Genomic DNA, 25,160 nt, shown 5'->3' with positions numbered 1-25,160 from the left:
ACGCGCCGGATCGCTCAACAGCCTCCGGCGCGGCGTGCCGATCGGCTATAATTTCCCCTTTTTACGAAGCTATAAAAGATCGACATGGAAGCGGAACGTCTCAACGCGATCGAAGCCTCACTGGCGGACCTGCGCAATCGCGCGGACTCGCTACGGGGGTATCTTTGACTACGACGACAAAGCACTGCGTCTAATCGAAGTCAACCGGGAACTTGAAGACCCGGACGTCTGGAACGACTCGAAGCACGCCCAGGCTCTCGGCCGGGAAAAAAAGCTGCTCGACGACACCGTCGGCAAACTCACGTCGCTCGATAACGACCTGCGCGACGCGCAGGACCTGTTCGACATGGCCCGTGAGGAAGACGACGAGGAAACCCTCCTCGCCTGCGAAGCCGACGCGCAAGGCATCGAACAGCGGGTCGCCGACATGGAATTCCGCCGCATGTTCGCGAACCCGGCGGATCCGAACAATGCCTTCCTGGACATCCAGGCCGGCGCCGGCGGCACCGAGGCGTGCGACTGGGCGTCCATGCTGCTGCGCCAGTATCTGCGCTACTGCGAGCGCAAAGGCTTCAAGACCGAAGTGCTGGAACAGACCGACGGCGACGTCGCGGGCATCAAGAACGCCACCATCAAGATCGAAGGCGAATACGCGTACGGCTTCCTGCGCACCGAAACCGGTGTGCACCGCCTCGTGCGCAAGTCGCCGTTCGACTCGTCGGGCGGCCGTCATACGTCGTTCTCGTCGGTGTTCGTGTACCCGGAAATCGACGACTCGATCGAAGTCGACATCAACCCGGCCGATCTGCGTATCGACACCTACCGCGCGTCCGGCGCAGGCGGTCAGCACATCAACAAGACCGACTCCGCGGTGCGTATCACGCACTTGCCGTCGGGCATCGTCGTGCAGTGCCAGAACGACCGTTCGCAGCACCGCAACCGCGCCGAAGCCATGGCCATGCTGAAATCGCGCCTGTACGAAGCGGAAATCCGCAAGCGTCAGGAAGAGCAGGACAAGCTCGAAGCCGGCAAGACCGATGTGGGCTGGGGTCATCAGATCCGCTCGTACGTGCTGGACAACAGCCGTATCAAGGATTTGCGCACCAACGTCGAAATCAGCAACACCAAGAGCGTGCTCGACGGCGACCTCGATCCGTTCATCAGCGCCAGCCTGAAACAGGGCGTCTAAGCGCAACGGGCGCGGCGTGCAAGGCCGCGCCGCGGCTTCGCCTCTGGTTCATCGCTGCTTCGCTGTTCTCGCTGTTTCCTTACACCGCCTGAGGTTTTTTACTGACTGGCCACCCGCATGCGCGCCACGCCCCTGCGGGCCACCGAATATCAGATCACCATGACCGAACCGACCCAGCCCAATGCGGCCCAGCCTAGTGCGGCCCAGCCCAATGTCGTGCCCGAGGTGGACGACAACAAGATCATGACCGAGCGCCGCGAAAAGCTGCGCGAACTGCGTGAGCAAGGCGTCGCCTATCCGAACGATTTCCGTCCCTCGCATCACGCCGAAGATCTGCAATCGCAGTTCGAACACTCCGACAAGGAAGCGCTCGAAGCGAATCCGCTCGAAGTCGCGATCGCCGGCCGCATGATGCTTAAGCGCGTGATGGGCAAGGCAAGCTTTGCGACCGTGCGCGACGGTTCGGGTCAGATCCAGTTCTTCATCACGCCCGCCGACGTCGGCCAGGAAACGTACGACGCCTTCAAGAAGTGGGACATGGGCGATATCGTCGCGGCGCGCGGCGTGCTGTTCCGCACCAACAAGGGCGAACTCTCGGTGCGCTGCACGGAACTGCGTCTGCTGTCGAAGTCGCTGCGTCCGCTGCCGGACAAGTTCCACGGTCTCGCCGACCAGGAAATGAAGTATCGCCAGCGCTATGTCGATCTGATCGTCACGCCGGAAACGCGCAAGACTTTCGTCGCGCGCACCAAGGCCATTTCGTCGATCCGCAACTTCATGGCGAAGGCCGATTTCATGGAAGTCGAAACGCCGATGCTGCACCCGATTCCGGGCGGCGCGGCGGCCAAGCCGTTCACCACGCACCACAACGCGCTCGACATGCAGATGTTCCTGCGTATCGCGCCGGAGCTGTATCTGAAGCGTCTGGTGGTCGGCGGCTTCGAGCGCGTGTTCGAGATCAACCGTAACTTCCGCAATGAGGGCGTGTCCGTGCGCCACAATCCGGAATTCACGATGATCGAGTTCTACGCGGCGTACACGGATTACAAGTGGTTGATGGATTTCGTCGAGCAGTTGATCCGTCAGGCGGCCATCGACTCGCTCGGCACCGCCACGATCACGTATCAGGGCCGCGAGCTCGATCTGGCCAAGCCGTTCCATCGACTCACGATCACGCAGGCGATCCAGAAGTACGCGCCGCAATACACGAACGAGCAACTGGCGGACAGCGCGTTCCTGCGCACCGAGCTAAAGAAGTTCGGCGTGGATGCGTCGCAGCCGCAGTTCCTGAACGCGGGCGTCGGTTCGCTGCAACTCGCGCTGTTCGAGGAAACCGCCGAGTCGCAATTGTGGGAGCCGACATACATCATCGACTATCCGGTCGAAGTGTCGCCGCTCGCGCGCGCGTCGGACGCGCAGCCGGGCATCACCGAGCGTTTCGAGCTGTTCATCACGGGCCGCGAAATCGCCAACGGCTTCTCGGAGCTGAACGATCCGGAAGACCAGGCCGCGCGCTTCAAGAAGCAGGTCGACCAGAAAGAGGCCGGCGACGAAGAAGCCATGTTCTATGACGCGGATTACATTCGCGCGCTGGAATACGGCATGCCGCCGGCCGGCGGTTGCGGCATCGGCATCGACCGTCTGGTCATGATGCTGACCGACAGCCCGAGCATCCGCGACGTCATTCTGTTTCCGCATCTGCGCCGCGAAGACTGAGACTTGCGTTGTTCAAGGCATGTGCAAACGCCCGGCTCCATGCCGGGCGTTTTTCTTGCTGCGTGCTGTGTTCGCGGCCGCCCGACGGTTGTAACCAGCGGTAAAAGCTGCCGGCCGTGCGATGATACGACTGCCGACATTCATCGCGCTCGCGCTGGCCGGAAGCGGCGCCCCGCCGCGTCACGCGGCTTAGATGCGGCGCCGGCGCGATGATTGCCTGGAAATCGTTACAAATTGAAACCCTCGCGGAATCGATTTATCCGACACTTTGTCTTACTAAAAGTCGACTCTGTTGAAGACGGAGGCCAAAAATGGACAATCCCAACACGCAACCCACCACGCAATCCGCGCAACCCGCGCCACAACGCCGGATTCATCCGCTCGTCGCGACCGCTGCCGGCGCGGTGATCATCGCAAGCCTCGCCGCCACGGCGGCTGTCACTGGCTTGTTTTCCAAGGCGTCCGGCAACGGCGCGCAAAACGATCAGACGCAAACGGCGCAGGTCGCCACCCAGACCACGCCACCGGGCGTAGTGGATTCGGCGGCGCCCGCGAATCCGGCGGCGCAGCAGGCGGCGCAGCAACAAGCTGCCCAGCAGCAGGCCGCGCAACAGCCGCAACCCGCGCCCGCCCGGGCGCCGGCCCCCGCACAGCAGCCGCAATACGCGCAGCAGCAACAGGCGCAGGCGGCGCCTAACTATGCGCAGCAACCGCCGCCGCAACCCGCATACTGCTCGACTTGCGGCACGGTCGAGGCCATCTCGGCGGTACGTCAGGAAGGTCATGGCACCGGCATCGGCGCGGTCGGCGGCGCAGTGGCTGGCGGCGTGGTCGGCAATCAGTTCGGCAGCGGCAACGGCCGCACCGCGATGACCGTTCTCGGTGCGCTGGGCGGCGGCCTTGCCGGGAACTCGGTCGAAAAACATATCCGCAGCACTACGTCGTATTCGGTGCGGGTGCGCATGGAAAACGGCAAGACGCGTTACTTCACCTACCATGAAGCGCCGCCGTTCCAGCAAGGTCAGCGGGTCCGGGTTCAGAACGGCACGCTCGTGGCGAGCTAACCGCGCACAGGTCGAGTTTGCGCCAGACGCAAAAAAGGCGATTCCATTTGGAATCGCCTTTTTCTTTTGCCGCAACCGGGAAGCGCGACCAGATGGCTGACCGGTGCCGCAAAATTCAGTGACGCTCAGTAATCGGCGTCTTCAATCCATGCAGCCTGAATCGCCTCGAGGATCTTTTCGTTCGACCGGTTAGGATCGTCGTCGAATCCTTCCAGCTCGGTGACCCAACGGTGCAAGTCGGTGAAGCGCACCTGTTGCGGATCGATGTCCTGGTGCTTGTCAGTCAGGGCCATCGCGATGTCTTGCGTATCGGTCCACTTCATGGCTGCATCCTCCTGTTAGTGATTTTCCTTCGCGTGATTGATCGAGTAGCGAGGGATTTCGACAACCAGATCCTGCTCAGCCGGCACCAAGGCCTGGCACGACAGGCGCGAGGCCGGTTCGAGCCCCCACGCCTTGTCCAACAGATCGTCCTCGTCTTCCTCCGACGGCGTCAAGGCGGCGAAACCCTCACGCACGATCACGTGACAGGTCGTGCAGGCGCACGACTTCTCGCACGCGTGCTCGATTTCAATGCCGTGTTCGAGCAGGCTGTCGCAGATGCTCTTGCCGGGCACGGCATCGATCACCGCGCCTTCCGGGCACAGTTCGACGTGAGGCAGCACAACGATTTGAGGCATACATTTTCCGTTTGGGTCTGCGGCACGGCGGCCGCAAACAGGCTCCGTACCATTTTACTGGCGCCGCGCGGACTTTTTAAGTCCACGCGGCGCGATTCGGTTTTTTGCGGCGGCCTCTTGCAAGTCAAGGCCGCCTGCCGCTAGCGCAGGCTCAGATCTCGTCGAGCTTGCGGCCGGCGAGCGCGCGGCGAATGCCTTTGTTCATCCGGCGGGCGGCGAATTCGTCGGTGCCTTCGGCTAGCGTTTTGGTGGCGGCTTCGATCGTGTCGACGTCGTCGCTTTGCGCGACGTCGCGCAATGCATCGAGGAGCTTGTCGAGTTCGGTGCGTTCGCTGTCGTCGAGCAGTTCGGCGTCGGCGGCGAGGGCGGCGTCGGTGGCTTCCAGGAGACGGCGCGCTTCGACCTGCGCTTCGCGCAGCGCGCGCGCGCGCATGTCGACTTCAGCGGTCGAGAAACTGTCTTCGAGCATGCGGGCGATGTCGTCATCGGCGAGACCGTAAGATGGCTTGACCACCACCGACGCTTCCACGCCCGAGCCCTGTTCGCGCGCGAACACGGACAGCAGGCCGTCCGCGTCCACCTGATAGGTCACGCGAATGCGTGCCGCGCCGGCGGCCATCGGCGGAATGCCGCGCAGCTCGAAGCGCGCGAGCGAGCGGCAGTCGCTGACGAGCTCGCGCTCGCCCTGCACGACGTGGATCGCCATGGCCGTCTGGCCGTCCTTGAAGGTCGTGAAATCCTGCGCTCGCGCGACCGGAATCGTCGAATTGCGCGGGATGATCTTTTCGGTCAAACCGCCCATCGTCTCGACGCCGAGCGAAAGCGGAATCACGTCGAGCAGCAGCCACTCGTCGCCGTCCGCGCCGCGGTTGCCCGCGAGCAGATCGGCCTGGATCGCGGCGCCCAGCGCGACCACTTGATCGGGGTCGAGATTGATCAGCGGCGGCTGGCCGAAAAACGCCTCGACCGCGCGGCGAATCACGGGCATGCGCGTCGCGCCGCCGACCAGCACCACGCCCTTGATTTCCTTGGTCGTGACTTTGGCGTCGCGCAGCGCTTTTTTCGTCGGGCCGAGCGTGCGCTGCACGAGTTCCTGCGTGAGGGCTTCGAAAGTGGCTTCGTCGATCGTCAGATCGAGCTGAGCGCCGTTCGAAAGCGTAGTCTGTAGCTTCGCACTCGGCGCGTCGGACAAGGCCTCCTTGGCCTCGCGGACGCTGTCCAACAGCAGGCGTACATCTTCCGGCGCGAGCGTTTGCGGCGCGATGCCCGCCTGCTCCAGCACATGGCGATACAGCGCGTGATCGAAATCGTCGCCGCCAAGCGCGGAATCGCCGCCGGCCGCGAGTACTTCGAATACGCCCTTGGTGAGCTTGAGAATCGACAGATCGAAGGTGCCGCCGCCGAGGTCGTACACGGCGTACAGACCCTCGGAACCGTTGTCGAGGCCGTAGGCAATCGCGGCCGCGGTCGGTTCGTTCAGGAGACGCAGCACGTTCAGGCCGGCCAGACGCGCCGCGTCTTTGGTCGCCTGACGCTGGGCTTCGTCGAAGTAAGCCGGCACCGTGATCACCGCGCCGACCAGTTCGTCGCCGAGCGTGTCTTCGGCGCGCTGGCGCAGCGTCGCGAGAATTTCGGCCGACACTTCGACCGGGCTCTTCACGCCGTCGACGGTGCGAATCTGCACCATGCCGGGTGCGTCGATGAAATCGTACGGCGCGTTTTCGGCGCCCTCCACTTCCGCCTTGCCGCGTCCCATGAAGCGCTTGACCGAGACGATCGTGTTGCGCGGATCGCTCGCCGCGTCAGCCTTGGCCGTGCGGCCGATACGTCGGCCGCCTTTTTCGAGGTAGCGCACCACCGACGGCAGCAGCGCATGGCCGTCGGCGTCGGGCAGCACGTCGGGCACGCCGCTGCGCACGGCGGCGACGAGAGAATTGGTGGTGCCGAGATCGATACCGACCGCCAGACGCCGCTGGTGGGGCGCCGGCGCCATGCCGGGTTCGGAGATTTGCAGTAGGGCCATCTGGATCTTCTCGGGGCCGCTCGGCCCCGTCCTGAATTTTCGCGTTGCTGGATGAAATGCTACGGCTCTTCTGGCGGCCATCGCCGCGTTCGTGGCGCGCTCGCTAGTTCTCGAGCCGTTCGATCTGCGTGCCGATTTCCGACGCCACCCGTTCGATGAACATCAACTGCCGCACTGCCTCGCCGGCCGCCTGATTCGCGCCGCTATCGAGCAACGCGCCGAGCTTGTCGAAACGCATGCGTTCTTCGTCGCGCAGTTCGGTGAGCAAGGCGTCGAGCGCGTCGACGTTCTTCGCCGCGGCCGCGTCTTCGATGCCTTCGCGCCATTCCATCTGCTGCATGAGGAACGCCGGCTCCATCGCCGTATTATTCTCCGCGCCGACGTCGATGCCGCGCAGATGCAACAGATACGTGGCGCGCTTCAGCGGATCGCGCAGCGTCTGATACGCCTCGTTGGTCCGCGTCGCCCATTGCATCGCAATGCGCTTCTGCGCGTCGCCCGCCGCTGCGAAGCGGTCCGGATGCACTTGCGCCTGGACCGTGCGGTAGGCGTGATCGAGCACGGACGCGTCGAGCGCGAATTGCGCGGGCAGATCGAACAGGTCGAAGTGGCTGTCGTTCAGCGAGGCCATCGGATAAAAGAAGTCCGTTCAGGAAAGCGCACCGGAGTGCAGTCTAAAAGCGCGGTCTTGCGACGAATTGGCGGCGGTACATGCAGCACCGGCACAGGCGAATTCGCGGATCAAATTAAAAAGGCGGCCCGCGCCGCCTTTGATCCGCTGCACGCGGAATGTCCCGATTTACACGCGGAACGATTCGCCGCAACCGCATTCGTCCTTCACGTTCGGGTTGTTGAACTTGAAGCCTTCGTTCAGCCCTTCACGTGCGAAGTCGAGTTCGGTGCCGTCGATATAAGCGAGGCTCTTCGGGTCGACAATGATCTTCACGCCGTTGCAATCGAACACTTCGTCTTCGGGCGCGAGTTCATCCACGTACTCGAGCTTGTAAGCCAAGCCGGAGCAACCTGTTGTACGCACGCCGACCCGCAAGCCGACGCCTTTACCGCGCCGGATCAGATACTTCTGGACGTGCTGTGCTGCCTTTTCGGTCAACGTAATTGCCATAGCGTTTCTCATTGCGCAGTGCGCGCCGGTCATACCTCTACCTGCTCACGCGCTGCTACCCTGCCTGCGTCAAATATCGTTCGTGCCGGACGGCTGGCGTTAGTTCGCGCCGTCGTCCGTTTCGATTTACCTGAAACCGCGCCGCAACCGCCGCTTGATCAAGCGTGCTGCTTTTCGTCCGCGACGACCGCTTCACCGTGGCGTTGCTTGTAGTCGGCGACCGCTGCCTTGATCGCGTCTTCCGCGAGGATCGAGCAGTGGATCTTCACCGGCGGCAGCGCCAGTTCTTCGGCGATCTGCGTGTTCTTGATCGACATGGCTTGATCGAGTGTCTTGCCCTTCACCCATTCGGTGACGAGCGAGCTCGATGCAATCGCCGAACCGCAGCCATACGTCTTGAACTTCGCGTCTTCGATGATGCCGTCCGCGCCCACGCGGATCTGCAGCTTCATCACGTCGCCGCACGCCGGCGCGCCGACCATGCCGGTGCCGACCGCATCGTCGTCTTTCGCGAAGGAACCGACGTTGCGCGGGTTTTCGTAGTGGTCCAGAACCTTGTCGCTATAAGCCATGATGACACTCCTTGATTCGTTTCAACCTGCAATTCGTGCAGTTAGCAATTCGATAAATTCGACGTTGTCCAAACGGCGCGTCAGTGCGCTGCCCACTGGATAGTCGAAATATCGATCCCGTCCTTGTGCATTTCCCACAGCGGCGACAAATCGCGCAACTTCGAAATCTTGGTCTTCAGCAGGTTGATCACGTAGTCGACGTCCTGCTCGGTCGTGAAGCGGCCCACCGTGAAGCGGATCGAGCTATGCGCCAGCTCGTCGTTACGGCCCAGCGCGCGCAACACATACGACGGTTCGAGCGAAGCCGACGTACAGGCCGAGCCCGACGACACCGCTACATCCTTGACCGCCATGATCAGCGATTCGCCTTCGACGAAATTGAAGCTGATATTCAGGTTGTGCGGCACACGCTTTTCCATGTCGCCGTTCACATACACTTCTTCCATTTGCGACAGGCCGCGCAGCAGACGATCGCGCAGCATGCGGATACGTTCGTTTTCCGTCGCCATTTCTTCGCGCGCGAGACGGAACGCTTCGCCCATGCCGACGATCTGGTGCGTGGCCAGTGTGCCCGAACGCATGCCGCGCTCATGACCGCCGCCGTGCATCTGCGCTTCGATGCGGATACGCGGCTTGCGACGCACGTACAGCGCGCCGATGCCCTTCGGACCGTAGGTCTTGTGCGCCGAGAACGACATCAGGTCGACCTTCAGCTTTTGCAGGTCGATTTCGATCTTGCCGGTGGCTTGCGCGGCGTCGACGTGGAAAATGATGCCCTTTTCACGAGTGATCTCGCCGATCGCCTCGATGTCCTGGATCACGCCGATCTCGTTGTTCACCGACATGACCGACACCAGAATCGTATCCGGGCGCAGTGCCGCCTTGAATTTTTCAAGGTCGATCAGGCCGTCGTCCTTGACGTCCAGATACGTGACTTCGAAGCCTTCGCGCTCGAGTTCGCGGCAGGTATCGAGCACGGCCTTGTGCTCGGTCTTCACCGTGACGATGTGCTTGCCCTTGCTCTTGTAGAAGTGCGCGGCGCCCTTGATGGCCAGGTTGTCCGACTCCGTGGCACCCGAGGTCCAGATGATTTCGCGCGGATCGGCGTTCACCAGCGCGGCGACATTCTCACGCGCTTCTTCGACTGCGCGCTCCGCTGCCCAGCCATACGAGTGGCTGCGCGATGCGGGATTGCCGAACTGCTCGCGCAGATACGGAATCATCTTGTCCACCACGCGCGGATCGATCGGCGTCGTCGCGCTGTAGTCCATGTAGATGGGCAGATGGAGAGTGTCGTTATTCATCAATTGCTCCGGGGACGTCATGTGCTCTGGCTTCTGGGTTTCTTATCAGGCTGCGGTGACTGCTCGATACCACGCCTAGGAACCGGCCATGTTGAAAACTGAATTCGGCCCTTTCGGCGCCACGCGGACGGGTTCGACCGCCGGCGCTTCGTTGCGCCTGTCGCGTATCACGGCCGGCGCGCCTTCCCGCGAGCGCTGCTGATCGACCAGATCCTTCAGGGACACCGAATCGAGGTACTCGACCATTTTCTGGTTCAGCGTGGACCACAACTCGTGCGTCATGCAGTGGCCGTCGTGCTGTTTGGTGCCCTCGCACGAGCCCTTGCCGCCGCATTGGGTGGCGTCGAGCGGCTCGTCGACCGCGATGATGATGTCGGCCACCGTCACGTCTTCAGCGCGGCGGGCCAGATTGTAGCCGCCGCCCGGTCCGCGCACGGACTCGACGATTTCATGACGACGCAGCTTGCCAAACAGCTGCTCGAGGTACGACAGGGAGATGTGTTGGCGCTGGCTGATACCCGCAAGCGTCACCGGGCCCTGCTCCTGGCGCAGTGCCAGGTCAATCATCGCCGTGACGGCGAAACGGCCTTTCGTGGTGAGTCTCATATGGTGTGGGAACCGCAATTCTCGACAAGTTTTGTCAAGTATAAATACATGAGCGATTTAGTCAAGTATCCCTACCGCGATTTGGGTCATTTGCTTAATTGCTGAATAAGCCCGGCGCGCGCTCTCGCCGAACTCTATGCAAGCAATTGGGGACGCAGCGCCGCGATGAGGCCGCGGCAGGCAACTTCACATTGATCCAGCACTTGCTCGAAACCTTCCACGCCGCCGAAATACGGATCGACGACTTCGCGGGCGCCGCTCCAGCGGGCGTCCCCTTCGGGCACAAATTCCATCAGCAGACGAATCTTGTCGCGTTGCTGCGGCGGGCAGATCTGACGCAACGCGACGATGTTTTTGTCGTCCATGGCGATCAGCAGATCGAAGCGGTCGAAATCCGCCGCGGCGATCTGACGGCCGCGCAAGCCGGCCAACTCATAGCCGCGGCGGCCGGCCGCCTGCTGCGCGCGCTCGTCCGGTGGTTCGCCGATGTGCCAGTCACCCGTTCCAGCGGAGTCGATCACAATGCGTTCCGCGAGCTTCGCCTCGCCGACCAGATGACGCATCACACCTTCCGCGGTCGGCGAACGACAGATGTTCCCGAGGCAGACAAAGCAGATGGATACGGTTTTCATCAAGGGCTTTCTCAGGCGCGTGAGGCCCGCAGGCTGACTGTTAATAAATGTTGCCGCGATTATACAAAGCTGGCCGGAATCTCGCCGGGAGCCGGGGCGCGGCTGTCGCCAGCGTGGCAGTGGGTACAACGGCCGATTGTGGTCACGCTCGACCCCGTGCTTACGACGCTTCCGCCACCGGCATCGCCGTGGCGGCGCGCATCGGTTTGGCCGGCAACGTCGAGGCGTCGTCGATCATGCCGTACGAAACGGCACGCGCGAGTTCGGCCGTCAGCTGGTCGGCCGCGAGCGGAGCTTGCGGGACGCGCGACGCGGCGTTGCGACAAATATGCAGATAAGCAGCCGCAGCGAGCGGCAAAACGATGGCGAGGGGCCAGTACACCGATATTGTCTTTTTCATGATGTCGATTCTTCCGATTGGGGCAGTTGAGTTCGTTAACCGCTATGCCCAGTCGAAATCTTATAGAAATTCACAATCGGGAAAAACCCACTGGCGCGACATAGAGCGTTGCTCTGGATGGAACAGTGAATTCACGTTTCGGTGCGCACGACGTTCCACACGGGTCATGGCACAGAAAATAAATCCTTACAAACACATACAAAGCTCCTGCGACGGATGGCGATAATAGCGGTCTTACAGAAACAAAATCCCGCATCGGTCGATCACATGAAACGCTTTGGTTTTGCACCACTCGCCTGCCTCGCTGTCGCCACCCTGCTCGGCGGCTGCGCGGTCTATCCGGACGGCACGCCGATGTACAGCAACGGCTACGGCGGCGGTTATAGCGGCTATGACAATTACGATGGCTACGCCCCCGGTGTGCCGGTCGTGCCGCAAACCAACGTATACATGGGCTATAGCGACTACTACGGCCCCGGCTACTATAACAACGGGCCGGGCCGCTATTACGGCCCCGGCCCCGGCTACGGCGGCTATCCCGACCGGGGCCGGCCGAACAACGGCAATTATGGAAACAACGGCAATCACGGCGACAACGGCGGCTGGCACGGCCAGCCGAACGGCGGATCGCACGGCGGACCGCCGCCGCAGGGTGCTGTCGGTGGCCCGCGCGGACCGAGCGGATCGAATGCGCCTCGACCGGGGGCTGGCAGCCCGCCGCCACCGCCACCGCCGCAGCAACAGGCCGGCGGCGGAGGCGGTCACGGCAACGGCAATAACGGCGCACCCGTGCGAGGCGTGCCGGGTCGCCAGTCGGGCCAGATGACGGACCACTAATCTGGACGAACCGCATGGTTCTCGCGCGCGCGGTACGCATGCGCGGATGCGCAGGCGCACCGCGCTCTGATTTTTGCGACCGCAACGTGACGGTCGCTTCGGCGATATCACGCAGAGGGCATTGCAGTTCGGCGCGAGACGAGACAGCGCGATATCGGAACCACCGGCTCGCCTAGTGCCGACCGAACAGAAAAAGACGATAGCGATGTCGGCCCACCAACGCTTGCTCAGCCAATATGGCTGCGCTGGGCCGCGTACAACTCCCTAAACGTTCGGCCGACCGGAGCGGGCATATCCCGCGTATTGGTCCAGCCCGCGCCGCCCAGCGGCAGTTTGGCGATAGACCGGTTTCTCCCTCCCATGCGTTCCAGCACACGCACAGCCAGCTTGGTGAAGAGCGCGTAAGCGTCCGGATGCAGCGCCAGAAAACCCCACACGGCGAGTCCCATGCGCTCTTTCCACGGCCGCAGACGCCGCTCCACCTGCTTCTCGCGCAGCTTTCGCAACAGGTCGGATAGCGGAATGCCCACCGGGCACACGCTATTGCACTCGCCGCACAACGTCGCGGCCTGCGGCAAATCCAGCGCTTTGTCGATGCCGACATAGCTCGGCGTCAACACTGAACCCATCGGGCCGGGATACACCCAGCCGTACGCATGCCCGCCCACCTTCTGATACACCGGGCAATGGTTCATGCACGCGCCGCAGCGGATGCACCTCAGCATGTCCTGGAAGTCGCCGCCGATCAGCCCCGTGCGGCCGCCGTCGACAAGCACTACGTACATATGCTCAGGACCGTCCTGGTCGCCCTCGCCGCGCGGCCCCGTCAACAGGGAAAAATAGTTCGAGGTGGTCTGTCCGGTCGCCGAGCGCGGCAGAAGACGCATCGCCGTAGCCAGATCTTCGAGTGTGGGCAGCACTTTCTCGATGCCCGTCACCGCCACATGCACGCGTGGCATCACGGTGCACATGCCCTCGTTGCCCTCGTTCGTGACCAGCACGACCGAGCCCGTTTCCGCCACCACGAAATTGCCGCCGGTCACGCCCATGTCCGCAGTCATGAAATGCGGACGCAGCATCTCGCGGGCTTCGCGCGTCATGTCAGTGATCTCGGTCAGGCGTGGGCGGTTGTGAGTCTTCGCAAACAGGTCGGCGATCTCGTCCTTATCTTTATGGACGACCGGCGCGATGATGTGGCTCGGTGGCTCGTTATCGTTGATCTGCAGAATGTACTCACCCAGATCGGTTTCGATGGATTGCACGCCCATCTGCCCGAGCACTTCATTCAGGCGCATTTCTTCGGTGACCATCGACTTGGTCTTGATCACCTTCTTCACCTCGTGCCGGCGCGCAATGTCGCCGACCAGCCGCGCGGCCTCCTGGGTCGTCTCCGCGAACAGCACCGTCACGCCGCGCCGGGCCGCTTCGCGCTCGAAGGTTTCCAGCCACACGTCGAGATTTTCCAGCGCGCGATTGCGACGCTCCTTCAGCGCGGCGCGGGTGGCGGGAAAATCGATCGCGGTCATGGCCGTGGCGCGGGCCGACACGAACTTGGTCGACAGCTTGGTGAGGTTCTGCTGCAGACGCTGGTCGGCGAGTTTCTGACCGGCGCGTGCCTTGAATTGCATCGATTGGACTTGCATGGCGGCCTTGGGCGTAATCAGGCAATACGAACGAAGCGCGAGCGGATACGGGCCAAGCGCGCATATCTGGACGAAGAAGACGGCGGCAGTACGGCAGCCCGCGTTATACGTCGCCGGCCAGCACCTGCGCGATGTGCAGCACGCGCGTGGTGGCGTCGCCGGTGCGCCGCAGACGGCCCTCAATATTCAGCATGCAGCCAAGGTCGCCTAGCACCACCGTGCCAGTACCGGCCGCCCGAATATTCGCGCACTTTTCGTCGACGATCGCCGTGGAGATGTCGCCGTACTTGACCGCGAAGGTGCCGCCGAAGCCGCAGCAATGCTCGCAATCCTTCATCTCGTTCACCGTCACGCCGACTTGCGCCAGCAAGGCGCGCGGCTGCGCCTTCACGCCGAGCTCGCGCAGCCCGGAGCAGGAATCGTGATACGTGACCTGCCCCGCGAATTCGCCCGGCTGCAATTGCACCTTGGCCACGTTGACAAGGAAATCGGTCAGCTCGAATACCTTGGCGCGCAGCCGGCCGAAGCGGTTCATCAGTTCCGGGTCGTCGGCGAAGAGGTCGCCGTAATGCGCGCGGATCATGCCGCCGCACGAACCGGACGGGACCACGACGTAATCGAACTGCTCGAACTCGCGCAGGGTCTTCTCGGCCAGATCGCGCGCGATGCGCCGCTCCCCCGAGTTGTACGCCGGTTGCCCGCAACAGGTTTGCGCGGGCGGCACCATCACCTCGAATCCGGCGCCTTCGATCAACTTGATGACCGAAAAACCGATCTCAGGACGCATCAGGTCGATCAGGCAGGTAACGAACAATCCGACTCGCATGAGCCCTCCTTCGGGAAAACGTGCCTGATTATCCGCTGTTTGCCGCACAATACCAACGGCCGGAAGGCATAGGACGAAAGCGGCCTGATTTGGAATAGGCGTTCCAACCGCTTTCCATCTTTTCACAATACGGGATACAATCAATTTCCGCTGTTTGACGCGTCAACCGATTCCTCCCATGAGCGATACGAACCCGGATCCCAAAACTTCGATCCAGGTGATCGAACGCATGATGCGCTTGCTCGACGCACTCGCTGCGCATAGCGACCCGGTCAGCCTGAAAGAACTCGCCATCCGCACGGAGCTGCATCCGTCCACCGCGCACCGCATCCTCAACGATATGGTGATGTGCCGGCTGGTCGACCGGTCGGATCCCGGCACTTACCGTCTCGGCATGCGCCTGCTCGAACTGGGCAATCTGGTGAAGGCGCGCCTGTCGGTGCGCGACGCGGCGCTCACGCCGATGCGCGAATTGCATCGTCAGACGGGCCAGACGGTGAATCTGTCGGTGCGTCAGGGCGACGAGATCGTCTATATCGAGCGCGCGTATTCCGAGCGATCCGGCATGCAGGTGGTGCGGGCGATTGGCGGACGGGCGCCGTTGCATCTGACCTCGGTGGGCAAGCTGTTCCTCGCCGCCGACGAATCCACTCGCGTGCGAGCCTACGCCACCCGCACCGGTTTGTCGGGCCACACGCAGAACAGCATCACCGACCTGACCAAACTGGAGCGCGAGTTGTCGCACGTGCGCCAGCAGGCGTGCGCGCGAGACAACGAAGAACTGGAGCTAGGCGTGCGCTGCATCGCCGCCGGCATTTACGACGACACCGGCAAGCTGGTCGCCGGTCTATCGCTGTCGGCGCCCGCGGATCGCCTGCAAGATTCCTGGATTGGCCAGCTTAGCCAGACCGCGTTGATGATCTCGGAGTCGCTCGGCTACCGGCCGCAACCCTCGCAAGACCATTCGCATAGCCATCACGCGTAAGCCGGCACTTCGCTTCTTCCGCTCAAAACAAAAAGCCTCGCATTTTTTGCGAGGCTTTTTGTTTTCATGCGGCCGGTCGGAAACCGGCCACGGAACAAACGCTTCAGGTACCCGGGCCGCCGGCGTCCGCGCTGGTAATGCGCGGCTCGCCGCCACCGTTATCCAGCCATGTGCGCAGACGTGTGGCGTCGGCGAATCGCGAGTACTTACCCGACGAGTCGAGCAGCACCATGATCATCGGGCGGCCGTGAATGGTCGCCTGCATCACGAGGCACTCACCCGCTTCGTTGATGAAGCCGGTCTTTTGCAGGCCAATGTCCCACGTCGGATTGCGCACCAACGCATTCGTGCTGTTGTACGCGAGCGAGCGCTTGCCGGTGTACACCTCGTAGCTGTGATCGGTCGAGAACTTGCGGATCAACGGATACTGGTACGCCGCGTTGACCATCTTCACGAGATCGCGCGCACTCGACACGTTCTGGCTCGTCAAACCCGTGGGGTTTTCAAAGTGCGTGTCGGTCATGCCAAGTTGCCTGGCCTTCGCGTTCATGGCCGCGAGAAATGCCGGACGGCCGCCCGGGAAATAGCGCGACAGCGCCGCGGCCGCGCGATTTTCCGACGCCATCAGCGCAATGTGCAGCATATCTTCACGCGACAGCACCGAACCCACCGACAAACGCGAGCCGGTGTTCTTTTCGTAATCCCGGTCTTCGTCCGTGACTTCGATCTGGTCGGTCATGGCCTCTTTCGAGTCCAGCACCACCATCGCGGTCATCAGCTTGGTGATCGACGCGATCGGCACCACGGCGCGCGAGTTCTTGTCGAACAGCGATTCGCCCGAGTTCTGATCGATCACGTAGGCGACGCTCGAGCGCAGCATGAGAGCGTCCGGCGTTTCGTGCAGACCGAAAGCCTGGCCGACGCTCGGTTGACGCGGTTCATACGCGACGCGGCGCACCACCGAGTGATGACGGCCGTTCGACGTGTACGTGACGCGCTTGCGCTTGACGCCCGCGCGCGGTGCGTCGTCGTCAGCGGCTACGGTCTTTGCAGCCGCGCCTTTGCTCGCTTTCGAGGCCTTGCTCGACACCTTGGTCTTGGTATCAGACTCGGCAGCCGGCTTTTTGGCCGCTTTGGCGTGTTTGGAAGTTTTTGCAGTTGCAGCGGGCGTGGCGGCAAAAGTGCTCACGGGCGTGGCAAACGCCGCTGCGATGACCATGGAGACGGCCACCGACAGCGCGGTGCTGCGGGCCGCGCCGTGGATCACTTTTAGCGACGAAAACATGTCGGTTTTCATGGGTGTTCGGTAGGGAGCGGCGAGAGGTTTCCGCAAGTGTAGTAAAACAACGAAAAATTAGCAATTTGAAGCACTTATACGCGCTCCTTAAACCGGCTTGTAAGCTCCGATCGCAAAAACACGAATAAGTGCCGCGCATCGATCGAAAAAAACGATCGCGGGCGCATTACGCCTCGCCGCTGCCGCCCTATGCCGGAATCGAGGTGATTCTTCCAGCATAACGGCAATTTCGAGGCAACCTTGATCAGGGGAAATACGGTAGAGCACGTGCGGTCAAAAACCGCCGGACCAACCGGGCCGGAGTCGAACAGCGAGGTTGTTAAACGCCTGCTGCAGACCGCCAACGCGCATTCGACCAGCATCTAGCATTAACGTTCCGTGACACTTTTCGGTTTACACCGAACGGCCATCGAGAGCTTTTTTAATAAGTGCCGGCTGTTAGCCGCCCCGCGTCAAGCATGCACCCGCCGGTCAGATAGACCTTACCATTTCGTAATAAATACAGCATGATTGAGCACCAGTGCGGTGCGGCGATTAAGTTGACCTGCGTCATGAAGATGTCATGCCGATCGCATAACGCCATGTTTTATCAGTAGTTTCTTAATATTGTGCGACGCACAAAAAGCGCTTGACATTCCTTGCAGCCATCCTAAAATAGCAGTCATTGCTGCGATGCACAATTCATCGCGGTCCGGCGGGATGCACCAATGTGTCCCACCATTCACCCAATGCGGTCCGCACAGACAGACCGCGATTCCAGGAGCGTAAACCATGACTCTGCTGACCCCTGAGCAATTCGCCGCAGCCCAGAAAGCCAACTTTGAAACGTTGTTCGGCCTGACGACCAAAGCATTTGAAGGCGTCGAAAAGCTGGTTGAGCTGAACCTGCAAGTCGTGAAGTCGACGCTCGCGGAAAGCCAGGAAAATGCCCAACGCGCCCTGTCGGTCAAGGACGCGCAAGAATTGCTGGCACTGCAAGCAAGCCTTGCACAGCCGGTGGCTGAAAAGGCGCTGTCGTACGGCCGTCATGTGTACGAAATCGTTTCGGCAACGCAAGGTGAATTCACCCGCGTCGCGGAAGCGCAATTCGAAGAGCAAAACCGCAAGGTCCAATCGCTCGTCGAGAACGTCGCAAAGAATGCACCGGCTGGTTCGGAAACCGCTGTCGCCGTCCTGAAGTCGGCTATCACGGCTGCCAACACCACGTACGACACGGTCCACAAGGCCACCAAGCAAGCTGTCGAAATCGCTGAAAGCAACTTCAATGCAGCCGCAACGGCCGCATCGAAGGCAGCTTCGCAAGCCGCCGCACAAGCATCGCGCTCGGCCAAGAAGGCAGTCTAAGTTTCAGTTTCAAGCATCACCCAACGCCGGCACAGCTTGAACGCTGCGCCGGCGTTACCGCAAGCAACAGCGTAGTGCCGTTGCCGTTCACACGGCGTTACTGGCCGAACGCTCCGATACGTTGAATAGCGTATCGTTTGCCCGGCGAAAGGCCGGGATTTTTTTATGCGACGCTTTTTCGTCGTCGCGTGAATCGTTCAGCATGTATTGATGGGACCGTCGTCCCGACGGCAACCGCACTACTCCGCTGCCAAAAAAACGGCGCGCCCCGCAAAGGGCGCGCCGTTTTTTTTGCTTCATCGAGCCCGCCTGCACGAGTGCAAGCAGACCGAATCGCGTTACTTCTTTTTCTGCGGCGGCAGGTCGGTACAGACGCCTTCGTACAACTCGGCGGCCATGCCGATCGATTCGCCGAGCGTCGGATGCGGGTGAATCGTCTTGCCGATATCCGTTGCGTCCGCACCCATCTCGACCGCGAGACACACTTCGCTGATCAGGTCGCCCGCATTCAGACCGACAATCCCGCCGCCGATCACGCGATGCGTTTCCTCGTCGAACAGCAGCTTCGTGAAGCCTTCGTCGCGGCCGTTGGCGATTGCGCGGCCCGACGCAGCCCACGGGAACACCGCCTTGCCGTACTTGATGCCCTCGGCCTTCAACTGGTCTTCCGTCTTGCCGGCCCACGCCACTTCCGGATCGGTGTAAGCCACCGACGGAATCTGCAGCGCGTCGAAGTACGCCTTCTCGCCGTGTGCGACTTCGGCGGCGACGTGAGCTTCATGCACGGCCTTATGCGCGAGCATCGGCTGACCGACGATATCGCCGATCGCGAAGATGTGCGGCACGTTCGTGCGCATCTGCTTGTCCACGTCGATGAAGCCGCGATCCGTCACCGCGACGCCGGCCTTGTCGGCGCCGATCTTCTTGCCGTTCGGCGAACGGCCGACGGCAACCAGCACCAGGTCGTAACGTTGCGCTTCCGCCGGCGCCTTCTCGCCTTCGAACGACACATAAATGCCGTCGTCTTTCGCTTCGGCTGCTGTGGTCTTCGTCTTCAGCATGACGTTGGCGAAACGCTTGCTGTTGTACTTCTCCCAGACCTTGACCAGATCGCGGTCCGCGCCGGCCATCAGACCGTCGAGCATTTCGACCACGTCGATCTGCGCGCCGAGCGTGGCATACACCGTCGCCATTTCCAGGCCGATAATGCCGCCACCGATCACCAGCATGCGTTGCGGAATCTGCCGCAGTTCGAGCGCGCCGGTCGAATCGACCACGCGCGGATCTTCCGGAATGAACGGCAGCTTCACCGCTTCCGAGCCCGCGGCGATGATTGCCTGCTTGAACTTGACGACCTTCTTGCCGCCCTCGACCTGCACTTCCATATGATGCGGATCGACGAACGAGCCCGTGCCCGTGACCACTTCGACCTTGCGCATTTTCGCCATGCCGGCGAGACCGCCGGTGAGCTTCTTGACGACGCCCGACTTGAAGTCGCGCAGCTTGTCGAGATCGATTTGCGGCTTGCCGAACGTGATGCCGTGCGAACCGAGCGCTTCGGCCTCGTCGATCACGAGCGCCGTGTGCAACAACGCTTTCGACGGAATACAGCCGACGTTCAGACACACGCCGCCAAGCGTCGAGTAACGCTCGACCAGCACTGTCTTCATACCCAGGTCGGCTGACCGGAACGCCGCCGAATAGCCGCCGGGCCCCGAACCGAGCACGAGCATGTCGCACTCGATATCCGCGTTGCCGGAGAAGCTACCCGCCTGCGGAGCAGGCGCGGCAGCCTTAGCCGGAGCCGTTGCTTGCGCGGCTGGCGGTTTGGCGTCCGCCTGAGCGGGCGCCTTCTCGGGTTCCTTGGCTGGAGCTTTCGGCGCGTCTTTCGCGGGCGCTGCATCCGCCGATGTTTCGACGAGCGCGATCACCGTGCCTTGCGAGACTTTATCGCCGGCTTTGACGCGAACTTCCTTGACTGTGCCGGCGGTATCGCTCGGCACTTCAATGGAGGCCTTATCGGACTCGAGCGTCATGAGAGCCTGTTCGTTCTCGATGACATCGCCCGCTTTGATATTGACTTCGATGACATCGACGTCTTTGAAGTCACCGATATCCGGCACTTTTACTTCGACGAGACTCATTAGTGTCCCCTTCTCGTATTGATCGTGATGAAGGAAGAACCCAAAAAAGCGGCCCAAAAGCTGGCAGCGTGGCGAACAGAATCATCCTTTGCAGTCCGCCCAAGGACGCGCCTTTCTGTTGCCTACTTTTCTTTGGAAGACAAAGAAAAGTAGGTGCCGCCCCGCACAGGGGCGACGCTAATAGACCGACAAGCAATCAGGTTCCACAGAGAGACGCGGATAACAGAAACAGAAAGAAACCCACGCCCCACGCAACTACACGATCAAAGAATCACACGCCGGAAATCGGCAAGAAGCGCCCCAAGATACGCATTGAATCTGGCCGCCGCGGCACCATCAATCACACGATGGTCATACGACAAAGAAAGCGGCAGGATCAAACGCGGCACGAACTGCTTACCATCCCAGACCGGCTTCATCGCACCGCGCGACAGACCAAGAATGGCCACTTCAGGCGCATTGATAATCGGCGTGAAGTTCGTGCCACCAATGCCACCCAAAGAAGAAATCGAGAAGCACCCGCCTTGCATCTGATCCGGCTTCAGCTTGCCGTCACGCGCAGCCTTCGACAGCTCGGCCATTTCCTTGGCGATATCGATCAACCCCTTCTTATCCGCATCGCGAATGACCGGAACGACCAGCCCATTCGGCGTATCAGCCGCGAAGCCAATATGGAAGTACTGCTTGAACACCAGGTTATCGCCATCGAGGCTGGCATTGAACGTCGGGAACTGCTTCAAAGCCGACACCACAGCCTTGATCACGAAAGCCAGCATGGTGATCTTCACACCCGACTTTTCGTTTTCCTTGTTCAACTGCACGCGCAATGCTTCGAGCTCGGTGATATCCGCTTCGTCGTTATTCGTGACGTGCGGAATCATGACCCAGTTGCGATGCAGATTCGCGCCCGAAATCTTCTTGATACGCGAGAGCGGCTTCGGATCGACCGGACCGAACTTCGTGAAGTCGACCTTCGGCCACGGCAGCAGGTTCAACTCGCCACCGCCGCCCGCGGCCGCCGGTGCGGCCGCACCAGCCGGCGCAGCACGCTGACCGGTCATGACGCCCTTGATGAAAGCGGTCACGTCGGCTTGCGTGATACGGTTCTTCGGACCCGTGCCCTGCACCTGCGTCACATCGACACCGAGCTCACGCGCGAATTTACGCACGGACGGCGACGCATGACTCGCGTGCCGCGCGCCGCCTTCTCCCGCCGGAATGACCGGCGCCTGAGCGAGCGCCGACGGAGCCGCCGGAGCCGGCGACGGAGTGGCCGGCGCATCCGACGGTTTCTCGACCGCTTGCTTCGGAGCCGGAGCCGGAGCAGGAGCCGCGGCCGCGCCGCCTTCGGCTTCCACGACCACGATCACCGAGCCTTCCGACACGGTATCGCCGACCTTGACCTTCACTTCCTTGACGACGCCGGCGGCCGAGCTCGGCACATCCATGGTCGCCTTATCGGATTCGAGCGTGACCAGCGACTGCTCTTTCTCGACGCGATCGCCGACCTTCACCGCGACTTCGATCACGGGAATGTCTTTGTAGTCGCCGATATCCGGCACTTTGACTTCCTGCAGACCGCCGCCGCTCGCCGCGGGCGCGGGTGCGGCCGCGGGGGCCGCAGCCGGTGCCGCCGACGGAGCCGGAGCCGGTGCGGCAGCAGGCGCCGGAGCCGGCGCAGCCGCGCCGCCTTCCGCACCTTCCAGCACGACGATCAGCGAACCTTCCGACACGTTGTCGCCGACCTTGACCTTCACTTCCTTGACGACGCCGGCGGCCGAGCTCGGCACGTCCATGGTCGCCTTGTCGGATTCCAGCGTAACGAGCGATTGCTCTTTTTCGACGGTGTCACCCGCCTTCACCAGCACCTCGATCACAGGAATGTCCTTGTAATCGCCGATGTCCGGCACCTTGACTTCGATCGCTTGACTCATTGTTAGTGTCTCCTGGGCCGCGCACGCGGCCTGCCCCTGCACATGCAAGAGCGGGCGCGCACGCCATGGCACACGGGGAATGATGCCTTAGACGGTCATCGGGTTGGGTTTGGCGGGATCAAGGTTGTACTTCTTGAGCGCCTCGGCGACTACCTTGCGTTCGATCGTGCCTTCATCTGCGAGTGCATTCAACGCGGCAACCGTGACCCAGTAGCGGTCGACTTCGAAGAAGTGGCGCAGCTTTTCGCGCGTGTCCGAACGGCCATAGCCATCCGTGCCCAGCACGACGAACTTCTGCGGCACGAACGCGCGGATCTGCTCGGTCAGCGCGCGCACGTAGTCGGTCGAAGCGATGACCGGACCTTGTGCGTCCTTCAGCAGCTTCTCGACGTGCGAGAGCTTCTTTTCTTCGGTGGGGTGCAGCAGGTTCCAGCGCTGCACTTCGTGGCCTTCGCGCGCGAGTTCGGTGAAGCTCGGCACGCTCCACAGATCGGCGGCGACGCCCCAGTCGTTCTTCAGCAGGTCGGCGGCGGCGATGACTTCGTTGAAGATCGTGCCCGCGCCCATCAGCTGCACGCGCGGCGCCTTCTTGTCCGCTTCGGCCTTGCGGAACGCATACATGCCCTTGATGATGTCGGCCGCCACGGAGTCGCCCTGCGGAATCGCCGGGTGCTCGTAGTTCTCGTTCATCACCGTGATGTAGTAGTACACGTCTTCCTGATCCGCGACCATGCGGCGCAGACCGTCCCGCATGATGACCGCGAGTTCGTAACCGAACGTCGGGTCATAGCTGACGCAGTTCGGCACCGAAGCCGCCCACAGCAGCGAGTGGCCGTCTTCGTGTTGCAAACCTTCGCCGTTCAGCGTCGTGCGGCCGGCCGTACCACCCAGCAGGAAGCCGCGCGAACGCATGTCGCCGGCTGCCCATGCGAGGTCGCCGATACGCTGGAAGCCGAACATCGAGTAGAAGATGTAGAACGGGATCATGATCTCGCCGTGCGTCGAGTACGACGTCGCGGCTGCGATCCAGTCACACATACCACCGGCTTCGTTGATGCCTTCCTGCAGGATCTGACCGGTTTCCGACTCGCGGTAGAACATCAGCTGGTCGGAATCTTCCGGCACGTACTTCTGGCCTTCCTGATTCCAGATACCGATCTGACGGAACAAACCTTCCATACCGAAGGTACGTGATTCGTCCGGCACGATCGGCACGATGCGCTTACCGAGCGCCTTGTCTTTCAGCAGGATGTTCAGGATCCGCACGAACGCCATGGTCGTGGAGATCTCGCGGCCTTCGCCCGTGCCCTTCAACAGCGGCTCGAATGCCGACAGTTCCGGCACCGGCAGCGACTCGGCCTTCTGGCGGCGCGCCGGCAGATAACCGCCGAGGTCCATGCGCTTCTGGCGCATGTACTCGAGTTCCTTCGAACCTTCTTCGAACTTGAGGTACGGCACGTTGACGAGGTCTTCGTCGGCGATCGGCAGGCGGAACTGGTCGCGGAATTTCTTCAGCTGATCCACGTGCAGCTTCTTCTGCTGGTGGGTGATGTTCATTGCCTGGCCGGCTTCGCCCATGCCGTAGCCCTTGATCGTCTTCGCGAGAATGACGGTCGGCTGGCCCTGCGAATTCGACGCTTCCTGGAACGCTGCGTAGATCTTGTGCGGATCGTGGCCGCCGCGGTTCAGGTTCCAGATTTCCTCGTCGGACCATTCGGCGACCAGCGCCTTCAGTTCCGGCGTGTTGAAGAAGTGTTCGCGCACATACGCGCCCGACTCCGACTTGTACGTCTGGTATTCGCCGTCGACCACTTCCATCATGCGGCGCATCAGCGCGCCCGATTTGTCGCGTTGGAACAGCGCATCCCAGCGGCTGCCCCAGATGACCTTGATGACGTTCCAGCCAGCGCCGCGGAATTCGCTTTCCAGTTCCTGGATGATCTTGCCGTTACCGCGCACCGGACCGTCGAGGCGCTGCAGGTTGCAGTTGATCACGAACACGAGGTTGTCGAGCCGTTCGCGGCCGGCCATGCCGATCGCGCCGAGCGATTCCGGCTCGTCTGTTTCGCCGTCGCCGAGGAAAGCCCAGACCTTGCGGCCGTCGGTCTTCGCAATGCCGCGCGCCTGCATGTACTTCATGAAGCGCGCCTGATAGATCGCCATGATCGGGCCGAGGCCCATCGAGACGGTCGGGAATTGCCAGAAGTCCGGCATCAGCCACGGGTGCGGGTACGACGAGATGCCCTCGCCGCCCACTTCCTGGCGGAAGTTGTCGAGCTGGTTCTCGGTCAGACGGCCCAGCAGGAACGCGCGCGAATAGACGCCCGGCGACGAGTGGCCCTGCACGAACACGAGATCGCCGCCATGTTCAGCGGACGGCGCATGCCAGAAGTGGTTGTAGCCGACGTCGTAAAGCGTGGCGGCGGAGGCGAACGAGGCGATGTGGCCGCCGACATTGGTGTCCTTGCCGGCGCGCAGCACCATCGCGATAGCGTTCCAGCGCGTGTACGAGCGAATGCGGTGTTCGATGTCCTGATCGCCGGGGATCTTCGCCTGACGCGAAACCGGGATCGTGTTGATGTACGGCGTGTTGGCCGAGAACGGCAGATGTTCGCCATGCACGCGCGCGAATTCAATCTGTTTCTCGATCAGGTAGTGAGCGCGATCGGGGCCCACAGCAGAAATCACGCCATCCAGCGCTTCAAGCCATTCGCCGGTTTCCTGGGGATCGTCGTCTTTTTCAGCAGCGACATATTTCATGACTTCGTCGGGTACAGCGGACATGCTCGTCTCCTGGATGTAGAGGAACGCTCTTTGAACAGACGACGCGGACGAAGCACG

Annotated in this window: 23 protein-coding genes; 6 read left to right on the top strand and 17 right to left on the bottom strand. The window is 61.9% G+C overall.

Features of this window, described 5'->3' with window-relative positions; genetic code table 11:
* Positions 1-84: 84 nt before the first annotated feature.
* The 3 genes from prfB (at position 85) to B0G71_RS05010 (ending at position 3,969) form a co-directional block, all read left to right on the top strand.
* Positions 85-1,189, top strand: a protein-coding gene (prfB, locus tag B0G71_RS05020) for a peptide chain release factor 2 (protein ID WP_116140127.1) whose coding sequence is annotated in 2 segments (ribosomal slippage) — positions 85-165 and positions 167-1,189 — 1,104 coding nt in all. Because the reading frame shifts where the segments join, the coding sequence is not laid out codon by codon here.
* A 159-nt stretch (positions 1,190-1,348) separates the two neighbouring features.
* Entirely contained in the window at positions 1,349-2,905 is a 1,557-nt protein-coding gene (gene lysS / locus B0G71_RS05015) for a lysine--tRNA ligase (RefSeq protein ID WP_116148338.1), read from the top strand.
* A gap of 311 nt (positions 2,906-3,216) precedes the next feature.
* Positions 3,217-3,969, top strand: coding sequence for a glycine zipper 2TM domain-containing protein (locus tag B0G71_RS05010; protein ID WP_116140125.1), 753 nt, complete (start codon positions 3,217-3,219; stop codon positions 3,967-3,969).
* Positions 3,970-4,094: 125 nt separating this feature from the next.
* On the opposite strand, the gene iscX is transcribed toward B0G71_RS05010, so the two are convergent.
* The 10 genes from iscX to B0G71_RS04960 all read right to left on the bottom strand — a co-directional run bounded on the left by iscX (position 4,095) and on the right by B0G71_RS04960 (position 11,309).
* Entirely contained in the window at positions 4,095-4,292 is a 198-nt protein-coding gene (gene iscX, locus B0G71_RS05005; RefSeq protein ID WP_007181290.1) for a Fe-S cluster assembly protein IscX, read from the bottom strand.
* Between the two features lie 15 nt (positions 4,293-4,307).
* On the bottom strand, positions 4,308-4,649 hold the full coding sequence (fdx, locus tag B0G71_RS05000; protein ID WP_116117710.1) for an ISC system 2Fe-2S type ferredoxin: 342 nt from the start codon (positions 4,647-4,649) through the stop codon (positions 4,308-4,310).
* Between the two features lie 151 nt (positions 4,650-4,800).
* A complete protein-coding gene (gene hscA, locus B0G71_RS04995; protein ID WP_116140123.1) occupies positions 4,801-6,672 on the bottom strand; it encodes a Fe-S protein assembly chaperone HscA in 1,872 nt (623 codons plus the stop codon).
* Between the two features lie 103 nt (positions 6,673-6,775).
* A complete protein-coding gene (hscB, locus tag B0G71_RS04990) occupies positions 6,776-7,303 on the bottom strand; it encodes a Fe-S protein assembly co-chaperone HscB (protein WP_116140122.1) in 528 nt (175 codons plus the stop codon).
* A 168-nt stretch (positions 7,304-7,471) separates the two neighbouring features.
* A complete protein-coding gene (gene iscA / locus B0G71_RS04985; protein ID WP_035546490.1) occupies positions 7,472-7,795 on the bottom strand; it encodes an iron-sulfur cluster assembly protein IscA in 324 nt (107 codons plus the stop codon).
* Between the two features lie 158 nt (positions 7,796-7,953).
* On the bottom strand, positions 7,954-8,367 hold the full coding sequence (iscU, locus tag B0G71_RS04980) for a Fe-S cluster assembly scaffold IscU (RefSeq protein WP_007181285.1): 414 nt from the start codon (positions 8,365-8,367) through the stop codon (positions 7,954-7,956).
* Between the two features lie 80 nt (positions 8,368-8,447).
* Positions 8,448-9,671, bottom strand: coding sequence for an IscS subfamily cysteine desulfurase (locus B0G71_RS04975; RefSeq protein WP_106279439.1), 1,224 nt, complete (start codon positions 9,669-9,671; stop codon positions 8,448-8,450).
* Between the two features lie 75 nt (positions 9,672-9,746).
* A complete protein-coding gene (gene iscR, locus B0G71_RS04970; RefSeq protein ID WP_012433568.1) occupies positions 9,747-10,277 on the bottom strand; it encodes a Fe-S cluster assembly transcriptional regulator IscR in 531 nt (176 codons plus the stop codon).
* A 134-nt stretch (positions 10,278-10,411) separates the two neighbouring features.
* A complete protein-coding gene (locus tag B0G71_RS04965) occupies positions 10,412-10,909 on the bottom strand; it encodes a low molecular weight protein-tyrosine-phosphatase (protein WP_116140120.1) in 498 nt (165 codons plus the stop codon).
* Positions 10,910-11,069: 160 nt separating this feature from the next.
* Positions 11,070-11,309: a hypothetical protein gene (locus tag B0G71_RS04960; RefSeq protein WP_116140118.1), complete on the bottom strand. Its 240-nt coding sequence runs from the start codon at positions 11,307-11,309 to the stop codon at positions 11,070-11,072.
* A gap of 267 nt (positions 11,310-11,576) precedes the next feature.
* Between B0G71_RS04960 and B0G71_RS04955 the strand changes: the two genes are divergently transcribed.
* Positions 11,577-12,146 (top strand): hypothetical protein, encoded by a 570-nt coding sequence (locus B0G71_RS04955; RefSeq protein ID WP_116117715.1) that lies wholly within the window; start codon positions 11,577-11,579, stop codon positions 12,144-12,146.
* Positions 12,147-12,373: 227 nt separating this feature from the next.
* On the opposite strand, the gene B0G71_RS04950 is transcribed toward B0G71_RS04955, so the two are convergent.
* Together B0G71_RS04950 and B0G71_RS04945 are read right to left on the bottom strand one after the other, a co-directional pair.
* Positions 12,374-13,789: a lactate utilization protein B gene (locus B0G71_RS04950; protein WP_116117716.1), complete on the bottom strand. Its 1,416-nt coding sequence runs from the start codon at positions 13,787-13,789 to the stop codon at positions 12,374-12,376.
* A gap of 103 nt (positions 13,790-13,892) precedes the next feature.
* Complete coding sequence (locus tag B0G71_RS04945) at positions 13,893-14,615, bottom strand: (Fe-S)-binding protein (RefSeq protein WP_106279429.1); 723 nt, start codon at positions 14,613-14,615, stop codon at positions 13,893-13,895.
* 178 nt (positions 14,616-14,793) lie between these two features.
* On the opposite strand from B0G71_RS04945, the gene B0G71_RS04940 reads away from it, so the two are divergent.
* Positions 14,794-15,600 carry an IclR family transcriptional regulator gene (locus B0G71_RS04940; protein WP_106279427.1) on the top strand — a complete coding sequence of 269 codons (807 nt, stop codon included), beginning with the start codon at positions 14,794-14,796 and terminating at the stop codon, positions 15,598-15,600.
* 103 nt (positions 15,601-15,703) lie between these two features.
* On the opposite strand, the gene pbpG is transcribed toward B0G71_RS04940, so the two are convergent.
* Entirely contained in the window at positions 15,704-16,897 is a 1,194-nt protein-coding gene (pbpG, locus tag B0G71_RS04935) for a D-alanyl-D-alanine endopeptidase (RefSeq protein WP_116140116.1), read from the bottom strand.
* A 771-nt stretch (positions 16,898-17,668) separates the two neighbouring features.
* Here pbpG and B0G71_RS04930 point away from each other — a divergent pair.
* On the top strand, positions 17,669-18,241 hold the full coding sequence (locus B0G71_RS04930; protein ID WP_012433576.1) for a phasin family protein: 573 nt from the start codon (positions 17,669-17,671) through the stop codon (positions 18,239-18,241).
* Positions 18,242-18,328: 87 nt separating this feature from the next.
* Here the strand turns inward: B0G71_RS04930 and B0G71_RS40885 are convergent, their stop codons facing one another.
* The 4 genes from B0G71_RS40885 to aceE form a co-directional block, all read right to left on the bottom strand.
* A complete protein-coding gene (locus B0G71_RS40885; RefSeq protein ID WP_147308649.1) occupies positions 18,329-18,541 on the bottom strand; it encodes a hypothetical protein in 213 nt (70 codons plus the stop codon).
* Positions 18,542-18,579: 38 nt separating this feature from the next.
* The gene (lpdA, locus tag B0G71_RS04925) at positions 18,580-20,385 is read right to left on the bottom strand and encodes a dihydrolipoyl dehydrogenase (protein ID WP_116140114.1); all 1,806 of its coding nucleotides are present in this window, start codon (positions 20,383-20,385) and stop codon (positions 18,580-18,582) included.
* Between the two features lie 263 nt (positions 20,386-20,648).
* Positions 20,649-22,319, bottom strand: a complete 1,671-nt coding sequence (gene aceF, locus B0G71_RS04920; RefSeq protein ID WP_116140112.1) for a dihydrolipoyllysine-residue acetyltransferase — start codon at positions 22,317-22,319, stop codon at positions 20,649-20,651.
* Positions 22,320-22,406: 87 nt separating this feature from the next.
* The gene (gene aceE / locus B0G71_RS04915) at positions 22,407-25,103 is read right to left on the bottom strand and encodes a pyruvate dehydrogenase (acetyl-transferring), homodimeric type (protein ID WP_116140110.1); all 2,697 of its coding nucleotides are present in this window, start codon (positions 25,101-25,103) and stop codon (positions 22,407-22,409) included.
* Positions 25,104-25,160 lie beyond the last annotated feature (57 nt).

It is taken from the genome of Paraburkholderia sp. BL27I4N3 (assembly GCF_003386115.1).
In the GTDB taxonomy this organism is placed as follows: domain Bacteria; phylum Pseudomonadota; class Gammaproteobacteria; order Burkholderiales; family Burkholderiaceae; genus Paraburkholderia.
Note: the sequence above shows the minus strand (reverse complement) of the source record. Positions and strands in the feature narration are given on the sequence as shown.